12 protein-coding genes and 1 riboswitch are annotated in these 14,954 nt (G+C 66.2%); of the genes, 11 read left to right on the top strand and 1 reads right to left on the bottom strand.

Annotated elements, in window-relative coordinates:
• The first annotated feature begins 37 nt into the window (after nucleotides 1-37).
• From mqo to CHB96_RS02110, 11 genes are all read left to right on the top strand, one after another.
• Complete coding sequence (mqo, locus tag CHB96_RS02160; RefSeq protein WP_089242889.1) at nucleotides 38-1,573, top strand: malate dehydrogenase (quinone); 1,536 nt, start codon at nucleotides 38-40, stop codon at nucleotides 1,571-1,573.
• Between the two features lie 12 nt (nucleotides 1,574-1,585).
• A complete protein-coding gene (locus tag CHB96_RS02155) occupies nucleotides 1,586-2,062 on the top strand; it encodes a GNAT family N-acetyltransferase (RefSeq protein ID WP_089242888.1) in 477 nt (158 codons plus the stop codon).
• Between the two features lie 28 nt (nucleotides 2,063-2,090).
• Nucleotides 2,091-2,190: riboswitch (adenosylcobalamin-variant (AdoCbl-variant) riboswitch) on the top strand.
• 83 nt (nucleotides 2,191-2,273) lie between these two features.
• A complete protein-coding gene (locus tag CHB96_RS02150) occupies nucleotides 2,274-4,187 on the top strand; it encodes a magnesium chelatase subunit D family protein (RefSeq protein WP_089242887.1) in 1,914 nt (637 codons plus the stop codon).
• A gap of 10 nt (nucleotides 4,188-4,197) precedes the next feature.
• On the top strand, nucleotides 4,198-4,818 hold the full coding sequence (gene cobO / locus CHB96_RS02145; RefSeq protein ID WP_089242886.1) for a cob(I)yrinic acid a,c-diamide adenosyltransferase: 621 nt from the start codon (nucleotides 4,198-4,200) through the stop codon (nucleotides 4,816-4,818).
• Nucleotides 4,812-6,227 (top strand): cobyrinic acid a,c-diamide synthase CobB, encoded by a 1,416-nt coding sequence (locus tag CHB96_RS02140; protein ID WP_089242885.1) that lies wholly within the window; start codon nucleotides 4,812-4,814, stop codon nucleotides 6,225-6,227. The genes cobO and CHB96_RS02140 overlap by 7 nt, the downstream gene beginning before the upstream one ends.
• Entirely contained in the window at nucleotides 6,220-6,582 is a 363-nt protein-coding gene (locus tag CHB96_RS02135) for a cobalamin biosynthesis protein (protein WP_089242884.1), read from the top strand. The genes CHB96_RS02140 and CHB96_RS02135 overlap by 8 nt, the downstream gene beginning before the upstream one ends.
• Nucleotides 6,583-6,601: 19 nt before the next feature.
• On the top strand, nucleotides 6,602-7,453 hold the full coding sequence (locus CHB96_RS02130; protein ID WP_089242883.1) for an LLM class F420-dependent oxidoreductase: 852 nt from the start codon (nucleotides 6,602-6,604) through the stop codon (nucleotides 7,451-7,453).
• Nucleotides 7,454-7,499: 46 nt separating this feature from the next.
• Nucleotides 7,500-9,164 (top strand): alkaline phosphatase D family protein, encoded by a 1,665-nt coding sequence (locus CHB96_RS02125; RefSeq protein ID WP_245865135.1) that lies wholly within the window; start codon nucleotides 7,500-7,502, stop codon nucleotides 9,162-9,164.
• Between the two features lie 15 nt (nucleotides 9,165-9,179).
• Entirely contained in the window at nucleotides 9,180-10,862 is a 1,683-nt protein-coding gene (locus tag CHB96_RS02120; RefSeq protein ID WP_089242881.1) for an ATP-binding cassette domain-containing protein, read from the top strand.
• Between the two features lie 11 nt (nucleotides 10,863-10,873).
• A complete protein-coding gene (cobA, locus tag CHB96_RS02115; protein ID WP_371828969.1) occupies nucleotides 10,874-12,091 on the top strand; it encodes a uroporphyrinogen-III C-methyltransferase in 1,218 nt (405 codons plus the stop codon).
• An 11-nt stretch (nucleotides 12,092-12,102) separates the two neighbouring features.
• Nucleotides 12,103-13,605: an MFS transporter gene (locus tag CHB96_RS02110; protein ID WP_089242879.1), complete on the top strand. Its 1,503-nt coding sequence runs from the start codon at nucleotides 12,103-12,105 to the stop codon at nucleotides 13,603-13,605.
• A gap of 2 nt (nucleotides 13,606-13,607) precedes the next feature.
• Here CHB96_RS02110 and mgtE read toward each other — a convergent pair whose 3' ends face one another.
• The gene (mgtE, locus tag CHB96_RS02105; protein ID WP_089243074.1) at nucleotides 13,608-14,954 is read right to left on the bottom strand and encodes a magnesium transporter; all 1,347 of its coding nucleotides are present in this window, start codon (nucleotides 14,952-14,954) and stop codon (nucleotides 13,608-13,610) included.

Genomic DNA, 14,954 nt, shown 5'->3' with positions numbered 1-14,954 from the left:
ACCCGAGACTCACCGACAAAGGAAGAAAGAATCTCCAGTGTCAAATGAACAGCGGTCGAAAGAACAGCAGGTCAAGCGGGTGAAGACCGACGTGGTTCTCGTCGGCGCCGGAATCATGAGCGCCACCCTCGGTGCGCTGCTGCGGCAGCTGGAGCCGGAATGGTCGATCGACGTGTACGAGCGACTCGATGCAGCCGCTGCCGAGAGCAGTGACGCATGGAACAACGCAGGTACCGGCCACTCCGCCCTCTGTGAGCTCAATTACACCCCGCAGAACAAAGACGGTTCGGTCGACATCACGAAAGCGCTCAACGTCAACGAGCAGTTCCAGGTCTCTCGGCAGTTCTGGGCGCACAGCATCGAAACCGGTGTGCTGAGCGACCCGAAGAACTTCGTCAACCCGATCCCGCACGTCAGCTTCGTGCACGGTGAATCCAACGTGAAGTACCTTCGCGCTCGGTACGACGCACTGGCGTCGAACCCGCTGTTCGAGGGCATGGAGTACATCGACAGCCCCGACGAGTTCACCCGTCGCCTCCCGCTGATGGGCCAGGGCCGCGACTTCTCCGATCCGGTTGCACTCAACTGGAGCGACGACGGCACCGACGTCGACTTCGGCGCCCTGACGCGTCAGCTGCTGAACTACGTCGCCGCGTCGGGTGGCACGGTCCACTTCGGCACCGACGTCAAGAACATCACCAAGCAGTCCGACGGCACATGGGACGTCAAGGTCGCGAATCTGCGTACCGGCGCGAAGAAGACCGTCAACGCGAAATTCGTGTTCGTCGGCGCGGGCGGCGGCGCGCTGCACCTTCTGCAGAAGTCCGGCATCGCCGAGATCAAGGGATTCGGCGGATTCCCGGTCAGCGGCGAGTGGCTGCGCTGCACCGACCCGGATCTCATCGCTCAGCATTCGGCGAAGGTGTACGGCAAGGCGTCGGTCGGTGCACCGCCGATGTCGGTGCCGCACCTCGACACCCGCGTCATCGGTGGAAAGCCAGGACTGCTGTTCGGCCCGTACGCCGGGTGGTCGCCGAAGTTCCTCAAGCAGGGCAAGCTCACCGACCTCCCCAGCTCGGTCAAGCCCGGCAACCTCATGTCCATGCTCGGTGTCGGTGTCACCGAACTCGGTCTGGTCAAGTACCTCGTCAGCGAGCTCGCTCAGTCGCAGGCGGATCGGGTCGAGACGCTGCGCGAATTCGCGCCAGGTGTGGTCGGCAAGGACTGGGAGCTCGTCACGGCAGGCCAGCGCGTGCAGGTCATCCGCAAGAAGGGCCGCGGCGGTGTTCTCGAATTCGGTACTGCCGTCATCAACGCCGCCGACGGGTCGATCGCTGGTCTGCTCGGTGCGTCGCCCGGTGCCTCGACGGCCGTTCCCGCGATGCTCGACGTGCTGAAGCGCTGCTTCGGCGACCGCTACACCGAATGGCAGCCGAAGCTGACCCAGATGGTGCCGTCGCTCGGCAAGAAGCTCGCCGAGGAGCCTGCTTTGTTCCGTGAGATCTTCGACTGGACATCCAAGACGTTGCAGCTGGACGACTCGGCCCGGGTCGCACAGCCCTCCGGTGTGTGATAGCAAAAGCGGATGACTACGCAAGCGGCTGCCCTCAAGCGATCCTGGGCCTTGGACCTGTCCAACAAGACCCTGTACGACTTGCTGAAGCTGCGTGTCGAGGTGTTCGTCGTGGAGCAGGCCTGCGCGTACCCCGAGCTCGACGGCCGGGATCTGCTCTCCGAGACACGGCACTTCTGGCTCGAGCGGGACGGCGAGGTCGTCTGCACGCTGCGCCTGCTCGAAGAGCACGACGACGGTGAGAAGGCCTTCCGGATCGGGCGGCTGTGTACACAGCGCTCGGCCCGGGGCCAAGGGCACACGACCCGTATTCTTCGTGCGGCACTCGCCGAGGTCGGGTCGGCGCCGTGCCGCATCAACGCGCAGAGCTACCTCGTCGACATGTACGCCAAGCACGGCTTCCTGCCCGACGGCGAGGAAGTGCTCGAGGACGGCATTCCGCACACCCCGATGCGCCGTGGTGGAGGTACACCGTGGAGCGAGGTCTGATCTCGCCGCAGTAGGCTGTCCAACCAGCACGCCGATGCGGGGAAGTCCTGTGTGAATCAGGCGCGGTCCCGCCACTGTGTACCGGTAGCTCTCCACGAGCTCTCGGAAGCCAGATCACCGCACGGCGTGAGTGCTGTTCTCGCCCACCTGTCCGGTGGGCTCGTCCGAGCCCTCGGCGGGGAGTCCGAGGGATGAAGGAGCATCGTTTCCCGTGCAGCCCGGATACCCGTTCAGTGCAGTGGTCGGCCAGGATCAGCTCAGGCTGTCCCTGATTCTCTGTGCAATTCATCCCGGTATCGGCGGTGTGCTCGTGCGCGGCGAGAAGGGCACCGCGAAGTCGACGGTGGTGCGTGCCCTCGCGGCGCTGCTTCCACCGGTCGACGACGAGGGTGGTGTCCGTCCGGCCCGACTCGTCGAACTCCCGGTGGGTGCCACCGAGGACCGCGTCGTCGGCTCGCTCGATCTCGAGAAGGTGCTGCGCGACGGCGAACGCGCGTTTCAGCCCGGTCTGCTCGCCGCGGCACACCGTGGTGTTCTGTACGTCGACGAGGTGAACCTGCTGCACGATCACCTCGTCGACGTACTTCTCGACGCGTCCGCGATGGGGCGCGTCCACATCGAGCGCGACGGCGTGTCCCACTCGCACGAGGCACGCTTCGTTCTGGTCGGAACGATGAACCCCGAGGAAGGCGAGCTTCGGCCGCAGCTCCTCGATCGCTTCGGTCTGGCCGTCGACGTGACGGCATCTCGCGACGTCGACGTGCGCATGGACGTCATCCGCCGTCGGCTGAACTACGAACGTGACCCGTACGGATTCGCGGCGCAGTATGCCGACGACGACGCCGACATCGCCGCGCGCATCGTCGATGCGCGCGGCGTGCTGGACGATGTGGTGTTGAGCGACACCGAACTTCGCCGTATCGCGGCACTGTGTGCGTCGTTCGACGTCGACGGCATGCGCGCGGATCTCGTCGTCGCGCGGACAGCGACGGCCCATGCGGCGTGGCGTGGAGCGTCGGCCGTCGAGGAGTCCGACGTCCGGATTGCCGCGGAACTCGCTCTGCCACACCGTCGTCGGCGGGATCCGTTCGACGAGCCGGGCATCGACGAGAGCGCGCTCGACGACGCGATGCGCGACGCGGCCGAACAGGCCGACAAGGATCAGCCGGAGCCAGAGCCGGAGCCGGATCCCGATCCCGACGGCGGTGGCGCGCCTGCACCAGAGCAGCCCGAAGCACAGGAATCGCAGTCGCCGGAACCGTTGCCGGACAACAAGTCTCGCGACGGAAACTCTCGGGATGAGGAATCCCGAGACAAGCAGTCCGCGGCGCCGGGCGCGCAGTTCCGTGCGAGGCTCGTGCAGATTCCGGGCGTCGGCGAGGGTGCTCCCGGTCGTCGATCGCGGTCGCGTTCACCGCGGGGCCGCGTCGTGCGGACAACGACGGAGCGAGACAAGGGGATTCATCTTCTCGGCACACTGTTCGCCGCCGCCGAGCAGCAGGTCGCTCGTGGTCGAACCGACGGCCGGTTCCGGCTCGAATCGGCGGACCTCCGCGGTGCGTTGCGCGAGGGGCGTGAAGGCAATCTGATCGTGTTCGTCGTGGACGCGTCGGGATCGATGGCGGCCCGGGACCGCTTGTCGGCGGTGACCGGAGCGGTGCTGTCCCTGCTGCGCGACGCGTACCAACGGCGGGACAAGGTCGCGGTCGTCACGGTTCGTGGACGAGACGCCGAGGTCGTGCTGCCGCCGACGTCGAGCGTCGACGTGGCCGTCACCAGGCTGCGCCGCATGAAGACGGGTGGCAAATCGCCACTGGCACAGGGTTTCCTGACTGCGCGTGACGTAGTCCAGCGGGAGAAGGTGCGCGATCCGCTACGGCGTGCGCTCGTCGTGGCGTTGACGGACGGCCGTGCGACGGGCGGAGTCGATCCGGTCGGACGTGCTCGCATCGCTGCATCCCGATTGGCAGCCGACGGAACTGCTTCGGTCGTCGTCGACTGCGAGACGGGGATGGTTCGTCTCGATTTGGCGAAGGAGTTCGCGCAGCACCTCGCCGGTGGATACGTGCGCCTGGCGGATCTGTCGGCGGAACAGGTCGCGGCCGTCGTCCGCGCCGCGGCGTAGGGAGCGGGACATGCCACAGGGAGTGCCTCTTCCCGGATCCGTCCCCGCCGACGGTCTGACGACCCGGCAACGTCGCAATCAGCCAGTCCTCGCGGTCCACACCGGGCCAGGCAAGGGCAAGTCCACCGCTGCTTTCGGCATGGCGTTGCGTGCGTGGAATCAGGGGTTCGACGTCGGTGTCTTCCAGTTCGTCAAGAGCGCGAAGTGGAAGGTCGGCGAGGAGGCGGCGTTCCGAACGCTCGGTGAGCTGCATGAACAGTCGGGCGTCGGCGGCGCCGTCGAATGGCACAAGATGGGCGAGGGCTGGTCGTGGACCCGCAAGAAGGGGTCGGAGGTCGATCATGCCGCCGCGGCCGCCGAAGGCTGGACCGAGATCGCCCGCAGATTGACCGACGAGGCGCATCGCTTCTACGTTCTGGACGAGTTCACGTATCCACTGAAGTGGGGCTGGGTCGACGTGGACGAAGTCGTGGAGGTCCTGAGGAACCGCCCCGGCAATCAACACGTCGTCATCACCGGCCGTGACGCACCGCAGGCACTGATCGATGCTGCCGACCTGGTCACCGAGATGACCAAGGTGAAACACCCGATGGACGCCGGCCGCAAGGGCCAGCGCGGAATCGAATGGTGACCTCGGCTCCGGCTGTCGTCGTCGCCGCACCCGCGTCGGGAAGCGGGAAGACGACGGTGGCGACCGGCCTGATGGGGGCACTACGCGCCGCGGGGCACCGCGTCGCACCGTTCAAGGTCGGACCCGACTACATCGACCCTGGCTATCACGCGCTCGCGACGGGACTGCCGGGCCGCAACCTCGACGCGGTGATGGTCGGTGCCGAGCGCATCGGGCCGCTGTTCCGTCATGGCAGTGCAGGATGCGACATCGCGGTCGTCGAGGGCGTCATGGGACTGTTCGACGGCAAGATCGACATGAGTGGTGCCGGGGGCGCCTCAGCTGAGGGGTCGACGGCATCGGTCGCCGCGATGCTGGGTGCGCCCGTCGTGCTCGTCGTGGACGCGCGAGGACACAGTCAGAGTCTTGCCGCTGTGCTGCACGGGTTTTCGACCTTCGACTCCTCGGTGCGAATCGGTGGTGTCATCCTGAATCGTGTGGGCAGTCCGCGGCACGAAGAGGTGTTGCGGCAGGCGTGCGATCGCGTCGGGATACCGGTGCTCGGCTCGCTGCCGCGGATGGCCGAATTGGCAGTTCCGTCACGGCATCTCGGGTTGATCACTGCTCTCGAGCACGGTGAGTCCGCTGCGGCGGCCGTCGATGCGATGACTGCTCTCGTCGCCGAACACGTCGATCTTGCGGCCATTCGGTCATTGGCGTCGTCGTCGGTGTCCGTGTCCGAATGGGACGCGAATACCGAAGTGGGCGAGGTGAATTCGACTCGACCGGTCGTCGCGATCGCGGGTGGCGCTGCGTTCACGTTCGGTTACGCCGAGCACGTGGAGTTGCTCCGCGCATCGGGCGCCGACGTGGCGGTGTTCGACCCGCTGAGTGACGGTCTCCCGGCGGGAACGGCGGGCGTCATCGTGCCGGGCGGGTTCCCCGAGGAGCATGCCGAGGCGTTGGCGTCGAACGGTCGGTTGCTGGCGGACGTCGAGCGAGTCGCCGCGGCAGGAATGCCGATTCATGCCGAATGCGCAGGGCTGCTGTACCTGTCGCGACGGCTCGACGGGCATGCGATGGCGGGCGTCCTCGACGTCGAGGCGCGATTCTCGTCGGCGCTGACGCTCGGGTATCGCGACGCCGTGGCACTGCACGATTCGGTGCTGTTCCCCGCGGGTGCTCGGGTGACCGGTCACGAATTCCACCGCACGATGCTCGTCGACGTCGTCTCGGAGCATCCGACGCCTGCGTGGGGGTGGCGCAATCCCAGCCGCACCGCGCAGAAGTCCGTCGTCCGTGAGGGATTCGTCCACGGAAACGTGCATGCGTCGTATCTGCACACGCATCCGGCGGGCAATCCCGACTCGGTCGCTCGATTCGTTCGGGAATGTTCACGCTTCGCTGTGCGTCTCACCGCCGATGCCTGAACGCGTCGTCGCGGGAGTCGGAGCGTCGAGCAGTGCGACGACCGAACGATGTGTCGATGCGATCCGTTCGGTCGTCGAGCAGGGATGGGTGCTGGTGTCGATCGCAACGCTCGAATCCAAGGCCGATGCCCTCGGGCCCGTCGCCCTCGCTCTCGGAGTGCCGTTGACGCTGTGGACGGCCGAGGAGCTCGCGCAGGTGACCGTGTCGAACCCGTCGAGGCGCGTACATCAGCGCACCGGGTCCGCGAGTGTCGCGGAGGCTGCCGCATCTCTGGGTAGCGGTGGCGGTCGGCCGCTGGTCCCCAAGACGAACATCGGCACCATCAGCGTCGCGATCGCTTGCGTCGACGACTAGAACACGTTCTAATGCGAGGATGCGCTTCGGCCTCGTGCTCTTCACCTCCGACCGTGGGATCACCCCTGCCGCCGCTGCGTCGGCGGGGGAGAGGCTCGGGTTCGATTCGTTCTACGTCCCCGAACACACCCACATCCCGGTCAAGCGCGAGGCCGCGCACCCGCTGACCGGTGACTCGTCGCTGCCCGACGACCGCTACGCGCGCACCCTGGATCCGTGGGTGTCCCTGTCCACCGCCGCTGCTGTGACGTCGCGCATCGAGCTCGGCACCGCCGTGGCGATACCCGTCGAACACGATCCCATCACGCTCGCGAAATCGATTGCTTCGCTGGATCATCTGAGCGGCGGCCGCGTCGTGCTCGGTGTCGGATTCGGGTGGAACGTCGACGAATTGACCGACCACGGAGTACCACCGAAACGGCGTCGCACGATGTTGCGCGAGTATCTCGACGCGATGCGGGCGCTGTGGTCCGACGAGCAAGCGCAGTACGCGGGCGAGTTCGTCGAATTCGGCCCGAGCTGGGTGTGGCCGAAACCGGTGCAGGGCGCGGCGATCCCGACCTACGTCGGCGCGGCGGGAACCGACAAGAACTTCGCATGGATCGTGAAGTCGGCGGACGGGTGGATCACCACTCCGGGTGAGCAGGACATCGAGACTCGTGTCGGTCGGCTGCAGCAGATGTGGCGGGAGGGCGGACGCGCAGGGGATCCGAAGGTCGTCGTACTCGACTTCAAGCCGGACCCCGACAAGCTCGCTCGATGGGAAGAAATAGGTGTGACCGAAGTCGTCTACGGCATGCCGGACAAGTCGGAGGAGGACGTGCTGGCCTACCTCGAGCGCCTCGCGGGCAAGCTTTTCGTACATCCGTGACCGGCAGGGCTGGCGAGTCGGCCGTCCTCGGTGCAGTGTGTGGGAGGTGACTGCATCCCCTCTCGTCCTCGGCCCACTCGTTCGCTATGTCGGCGTCGACGACGCGACGTTCTGGTTCGAGTTCGACGCCCCGGGAACCGTCGAAGTTCGGACGTCGGTGGGGGAGACCGGCAGTGCGCGGACGTGGGGAGTGCACGGCCACCACTACGCGCTGGTGGCGCTGACGTCGCTTCCTGCGAATACCACCATCGACTACGAGGTTTCGTTCGAGGGCGCGAGGGTCTGGCCGGTGGACGGCAGGGCGTCGATTCACACGGGCGACCCCGACGGTCCCGTGACGTTCGCGTTCGGATCCTGTCGCCGAGGTGACGACTACGGTGACGATTCGCTCCAACGCATCGGCGCCGACGCGCTCGCCGGCCTCGGTACCCGCATGACGGGCCAGGATCCGAGCGAATGGCCGCAAGCTCTCCTTCTTCTGGGTGACCAGGTGTATGCCGACGACCCGTCGCCCGAGATTCTCGATCGACTGCATGCGCGACGTCGGGCCGGCGACGGGCCCGCAGGCGCGCGCGGCACCGACGCCGAGAACGAGATCTGCGACTTCGAGGAGTACTCGTGGCTCTACCACGAGTCGTGGGGCGTCGAGCCGGTCAGAACGCTGCTCGCCAGTGTCCCGTCGTGCATGATTCTCGACGATCACGACCTGCGCGACGACTGGAACTCCTCGGCGTCGTGGCGCGCCGACATCGAGACGCGGCCGTGGTGGAAGGACCGCGTCGTCGGCGCGTTCTCGTCGTACTGGGTGTATCAGCACCTGGGGAATCTCTCGCCCGACGAGCTCGCACGCGACGACCTGTACGAGAAGGTGCGCGCCGCAGGCTCCGACGCCGAACGTGAGAAGCTGCTCGCCGACTTCTCGCTGCGGGTCGACGACCATCCGGACACGGGGCGGTGGAGTTTCTTCCGAGACTTCGGCGACACCCGCTTGATCATGATCGACTCGCGGTGTTCGCGAAATCTCGATCCGGACAACAGGCGCATGGTCGACGACGTGGAGTGGGCATGGGTACGCGAGCGTGCGCTCGAAGGGTCACCGCGGCACATCCTGTTCGGTTCTTCGTTGCCGTTTCTGATGCTTCCGGCTCTGCATCATCTGGAGCAGTGGAACGAGGCTGTGGCGCAGGGTAGTTGGGGTAAGACGATGGCCAAGCTCGGTGAGAAGCTGCGCATCGATCTCGACCTCGAGCACTGGGCGGCGTTCGGAAAGTCGTTCGAAGACATGGCATCTCTGACTCGGGAATTGTCTCGGTCCGCGAATCCTCCGGCCAGCATCCTGTGGCTCTCCGGCGATGTGCACTGCTCGTATGTCGCGCGCGCCGATTTCGGTCTGGGCGGCAGGCACGTGCCTGCGACGTATCAACTCACGATGTCACCGTTCCGGAATCCGCTCGATCTTCCGATCCGGGCGGTCAACCGGTTGGCGATTCGCAAGCCCGTCGCGCGACTGCTCGCTCGCCTGGCACGGACGGCGAAGGTCCCGCCCGTCGACGCGCGATGGGAGGCAGAGGCAGGACCCTGGTTCGACAACGGTGTCATGCTGCTCACTGCCGACGGCGATTCGGCCCGGGTCCGTGTCGAGCACGCGCACGTCGACGCGGTCGGCCGACAGACGCTCACGACGACGGCCGAAAAGACATTGACGCTCTGACATAGATTGACCGGTGTGGCTCATCTCGAACTGACCGACATCGACTACTTCCTTCCCGACGGGAGACAACTGCTCGGCGGCGTCGGATTTCGAGTCGGCGACGGCGCGAAGACTGCCTTGATCGGGCCGAACGGGACCGGGAAGACGACACTGACGCGCATCGTCGCAGGCGACATCGAGCCCGACGACGGTTCGGTGACGCGCTCGGGTTCGCTCGGGGTGATGCGCCAATTCGTCGGCCAATTACGTGACGATTCGACTGTTCGGGATCTGCTGTTGTCCGTCGCAGCTCCGTCCGTGCAGGCTGCCGCAGCAGCGCTCGACGCTGCCGAGAACGCGATGATCGAGGCCGACGACGAGAAGACTCAGCTGAAATACGCGTCGGCGCTGTCGGATTGGGGCGACGTCGGCGGCTACGAACTCGAACCCTTCTGGGACGAGGTGACGATGTCCGCTCTCGGGATGCCGTTCGATCGGGCCAAATGGCGAGCCGCCGCGACCCTCAGCGGCGGTGAACAGAAACGGCTCGTGTTCGAGGCATTGTTCGGGGGACCGGACCAGTTGCTGCTCCTCGACGAGCCGGACAACTATCTCGACGTTCCGGGAAAACGATGGCTGGAGAAGACGATTCGCGAATCGCCGAAATCCGTCCTGTTCATCAGCCACGACCGCGAACTGATCGCCAACGCCGCAACACGCATCGTGACGCTGGAACCGGGTGTGGCGGGGGCGTCGTCGTGGGTGCACGGCGGTGGGTTCGACACCTACTACCAAGCGCGTGAGGACCGGAACGCTCGCCTCGACGAGCTGCGTCGACGATGGGACGAGGAGCGCGTCAAGCTCCGTGCACTCGTTCTGCGGCTGCGCGAGAAGGCCAAGTTCAACGACGGAATTGCGGCCCGCTATCACGCCGCACAGACGCGCCTGGCCCGCTTCGAGGAGGTCGGGCCCCCCGAGGCGGTACCGCTGAAGCAGAAGGTGACCGTTCGTCTGCACGGCGGCCGTACCGCGAAGCGCGCGCTCGTGTGCACCGAACTCGAGCTGACCGGTCTGATGCAGCCGTTCGATACCGAGATCTGGTTCGGCGATCGTGTCGCGGTACTCGGTTCCAACGGGTCGGGAAAATCGCACTTTCTGAGGTTGCTCGCCGCGGGCGGCACCGATCCCGAACGTGAGCACCTTCCCGTCCAGGAACTCGAGATCGCACCTGTGCTGCACACCGGCACGGCAGTGCTGGGTGCCCGAGTGCGGCCGGGGCTGTTCGCGCAGACGCATACGCGCCCGGACCTGGCAGGTAAAACGCTGCTCGACATTCTGCACATGGGTAACGAGCACCGCGACGGCATGGGACGCGAAGCGGCAAGTCGCGCACTCGACCGATACGGCCTCGCGCTCGCCGCGGAACAGCTCTACGACAACCTGTCGGGCGGGCAGCAGGCACGCATCCAGATTCTTCTTCTCGAACTGTCCGGTGCCAGCATGCTCCTTCTCGACGAACCGACCGACAACCTGGACCTGCTGTCCGCGGATTCACTGCAGGATGCGATCGCCGCGTTCGAAGGAACGGTAATCACGGTCACTCACGACCGCTGGTTCGCCAGGAGCTTCGACCGATTCCTGGTGTTCGGATCGGACGGGCGCGTCTACGAATCCGGTGAGCCCGTATGGGACGAGAAGCGTGTGACTCGGGCGCGGTAGCGTTTGCTCCTGTGGATGCGACTGATTCTCCCTATCTCGTCGGCCTGAATCTGTCGGGGCGACGCGTCGTCGTCGTCGGTGGCGGCACCGTGGCGCAGCGACGCTTGCCGCTGTTGATCAGCTCGGGCGCGCACGTGCACGTGGTCACCCGCGAGGCGACGCCCGCGGTCGAGGCGATGGCGTCGTTCGGGCAGATCACGCTCGAACTGCGTGACTATGCCGACGGGGACCTGGACGGCGCGTGGTACGCGATCGCGTGCACCGACGAGGCCGATACCAACGCTGCGATCGTGGCCGACGCGGAACGGTCGAGGATCTTCTGTGTCCGCGCCGACATCGCGCGGGACGGCACCGCGGTCACACCCGCATCCGGTGAATACGACGGGCTGACCCTGGGTCTTCTCGCGGGCGGTGACCACCGTCGCTCGGCGTCGGTGCGCAATGCCGTCGTCGAGGCACTGCAGTCGGGCCTCATCACCGATACGACGCACGCACCGCACACCGGCGTCGCACTCGTCGGCGGCGGCCCCGGTGATCCCGACCTCATCACGGTTCGTGGACGCAAGCTGCTCGCGTACGCCGACGTCGTCGTCACCGACCGGCTCGCGCCTCCGGAGTTGATCGCCGAACTCGGACCGCACGTCGAGGTCATCGATGCGTCGAAGATCCCGTACGGCCGCGCGATGGCGCAGGAGGCCATCAACGAGGCATTGATCGATCGCGCCAAGGCAGGCAAGTTCGTCGTGCGGCTCAAGGGCGGCGACCCGTACGTGTTCGGCCGTGGCTACGAGGAGCTGGAGGCTCTCACCGCCGAGGGCATCCCCGTCACGGTCGTTCCGGGCATCACGAGCGCCATCTCGGTGCCGTCCGCTGCAGGCGTTCCGGTCACACATCGCGGAGTGACGCACGAGTTCGTCGTCGTCAGCGGGCACGTCGCGCCCGACCACCCGGATTCGCTGGTCGACTGGGACGCACTCGCGAAGCTGAAGGGCACCCTCGTTCTGCTCATGGCCGTCGAGCGCATCGACAAGTTCGCCAAGGTGCTGATCGACGGCGGCAGGCAGGCGTCGACGCCGGTTCTCGTCGTGCAGGAGGGAACCATGCGGACGCAGCGCGAGGTGCGTGCCGATTTGTCGACGGTCGCCGAGAAGGTCAAGGCCGAGGGCATCAGGCCGCCGGCGATCGTGGTCGTCGGGACCGTTGCTGGTTTTTCCGCGGACTCTCGGTAACGTGAACTCTCGTGCCTGACCACTCGCAGCCCGCAGCGGCCTCCACGCAAATCGTCTACCCGGTCACCACCAGGGCCTTCGGCTTGGCGATCATCGTGCTGAGTGGTCTTCAGCTGATGGTGGTGCTCGACGGCACGGTCGCGAACCTGGCCTTGGCGCCGTTGCAGGCCGACCTCGGCTTGAGTGATGCAGGCCGCAACTGGGTCCTGACGTCGTACGCGCTGGCGTTCGGCGGACTCATGCTGCTCGGCGGTCGGCTCGGCGACGCGTACGGCCGCAAGAAGATGTTCCTGGCGGGCGTCGTGTTGTTCACGATCGCGTCGCTGCTGTGCGGGCTCGCCTTCAACGAGGCGACGCTCGTCGCCGCACGGGCACTGCAGGGCGTCGGTGCCGCGGTCGCGTCGCCGACGGCTTTTGCGCTGGTGGCGACGACGTTCGCGCCCGGCCCGGTGCGTAACCAGGCGATCGCGATCTACGCCGCTATGACCGGGATCGGATCGATCGCAGGCTTGATCATCGGCGGTGCGCTGACTCAGGTGTCGTGGCGGTGGATCTTCCTGATCAACGTGCCGATCGGCGTCGTCATCGTCCTTCTCGCGATCGTGTCGTTGAAGGAGACCGCGGCAGTTCGCCTTCCGCTCGACTTTCCCGGCGCGATCCTCGGAACTCTGGGGTGCACCGGCGTCGTACTCGCTCTCAGCGAGGGGACCGAGCTCGGCTGGACCAGCCCGATCGTCGTCGGCTCGCTCATTGCGGGTTTGGTGCTGCTGGCTCTGTTCCTCGTCGTCGAGCGTCGGGCCGAGAATCCGTTGCTGCCGTTCTCGCTCTTCAAGAACAAGAACCGGGTCGCGACGTTCATCGCCATCTTCTTCGCCGGCGGCGTCATGTTCTGTCTCGCGGCTTACGTCGCGTTGTTCGTCCAGGACATTCTCGGTTACAGCCCGCTCAACGCAGGCCTCGCGTTCGTTCCGTTCGCGTTCGGACTCGGCGCGGCCGCGTTCCTCGCGTCGCAGCTGGCGGTGAAGATCCAACCGCGCTGGCTGATCATGACGGGCGCGGTCATCATGATCGGCTGGCTCATGTTCGCGGTTGCGACGATGGACGCAGCCTCCTCGTACTTCCCGGACATCTTCCTACCCGTCATCGGAATCGGATTCGGCGTCGGGCTCGCGCTCGTCCCGCTGCCGCTGTGTGCGGTCGCCGGGGTCGGGCCGTCCGAGATCGGCCCGCTGACTGCGATCGCTTTGGTCGCTCAGACTCTCGGTGGACCGTTGGCGCTCGCGGTGATCGGCGCGTTGGTCACCTCCCGCACACTGTCCCTCGGCGGTACGAGCGGACCGGCGACGTCGATGGACTCGGTGCAGCTCGATGCGCTCAGTTCGGGCTACATGTTCGCGTTGTTCTGCTGCGCGATCTGCGCTGTGGTTGCAGGAATCGTGGCGTACTTCATCAAGTTCACGCCGCAGGAAGTCGCCCAGGGTCAGGCCGCGCAGGAAGACGCGCAGAAAGCCTGATCTCAGACCCCCAGCACGAGCTTGGCGATCATGAAGTAGACGATGAGGCCCGAGGCGTCGCAGAACGTCGAGATGAACGGAGTCGAGAACACCGCCGGGTCGACGCCGATCTTCTTCGCAAGCAACGGCATTGCGCCGCCGACCGTCGCGGCGAGCGTGCAGATCGCCAGGAGCGTCGAACCGATGACGAGGCCGAGGTGGAAGTCGTAGACGAGCCCGGCGATCACGAATCCCAGTGAGCCGAGCATCGCACCCATCATTGCGCCCACACGCACTTCGCGGAACAACACCGCCGCGATGTCGCGTGGCCGTACGTCGCCGACGGCGAGTGCACGCGTCACCGTCGTTGCCGCTTGTGACCCGGTGTTACCGCCTGTACCGGTGAGCAGCGGGATGAACAGAGCCAATGTGACGACGGCTGCGAGCGCGTGCTCGAAGATCTCGAGAACCTGAACCGTCAGGATCGCCGACAACGCCAGCACGAGCAGCCACACGACACGCGAGCGCACGATCGACAGGACAGGCGTCGCCAGATAGGGCCGTCGGAGCGGCTCTGTTCCACCGGCCCTCGCGGCGTCCTCGTCCTCGGCTTCCTCGAGGATGCGCGAGCACTGTTCGATCGTCAGAATTCCGATCAGGCGGTGCTCGGAATCGACGACGACCACTGCTGGACTCCGATTGCCGAGGCACATCCGGGCGGCATCCTCGGCAGAGATCTCGGCCGTGACGACGGGCCCCGGTGCGGCGACTTCACCGACCGGGGTCTCCGGTTCTGCAGTGGCGACGTCGGCGAGCGTGGCGACTCCGACGAGGCGTCGACTGTCGTCGGTGACGGGCAGCATGTAGACCGACTCGGCGTCGGCGCCGGTCGTCCGAACCTGGTGCATCGCTTCGCCCGCAGTGGTCGACGGGTGAACCCGGATGTACTCCGGGCTCATGCGTCGGCCGACGGAGCCCTTCGCGTAGCCGAGCATCGGCGCCGTCAGGTCGCGTTCGGTCGCAGAGAGCCCCTGCATCAGGCGATGCGCGACGTTCGACGGCAATTCGTCGACGAGTTCGACTCGGTCGTCGGGGTCGAGTTCCTCGAAGAGCGTGATGACGTCGTCGTCGCGCAGGCCGCCCAGCAACTCGCCGCGCACCGATGCGTCGAACTGCTCGAAGACGTCGAGGGCCTTGTCCTTCGGGAGAAGGCGGTAGAGCACAGCTCTTTCGGACGAATCCGCACGTTCGAGAACCCGCGCCGCGTCGGCGGGTGACAAGTCTGCCACGAGCTCCGACATCGCAGCCAGATCCTTGCGTTGCAGCAATTCGGTTGCGCGGGCGATGGTGTCGTCGAAGGTGTTCTGCAC

The sequence above is a fragment of the Rhodococcoides kyotonense genome (assembly GCF_900188125.1).
Classification (GTDB): Bacteria; Actinomycetota; Actinomycetes; order Mycobacteriales; family Mycobacteriaceae; genus Rhodococcoides; species Rhodococcoides kyotonense.
This window is presented reverse-complemented; position numbering and strand designations above follow the sequence as displayed.

Coding starts and splice junctions, on each gene's coding strand:
- CHB96_RS02155 (WP_089242888.1), top strand. CDS start 1,586: ATGACTACGCAAGCGGCTGCCCTCAAGCGATCCTGGGCCTTGGACCTG.
- cobO (WP_089242886.1), top strand. CDS start 4,198: ATGCCACAGGGAGTGCCTCTTCCCGGATCCGTCCCCGCCGACGGTCTG.
- CHB96_RS02140 (WP_089242885.1), top strand. CDS start 4,812: ATGGTGACCTCGGCTCCGGCTGTCGTCGTCGCCGCACCCGCGTCGGGA.
- CHB96_RS02135 (WP_089242884.1), top strand. CDS start 6,220: ATGCCTGAACGCGTCGTCGCGGGAGTCGGAGCGTCGAGCAGTGCGACG.
- CHB96_RS02130 (WP_089242883.1), top strand. CDS start 6,602: ATGCGCTTCGGCCTCGTGCTCTTCACCTCCGACCGTGGGATCACCCCT.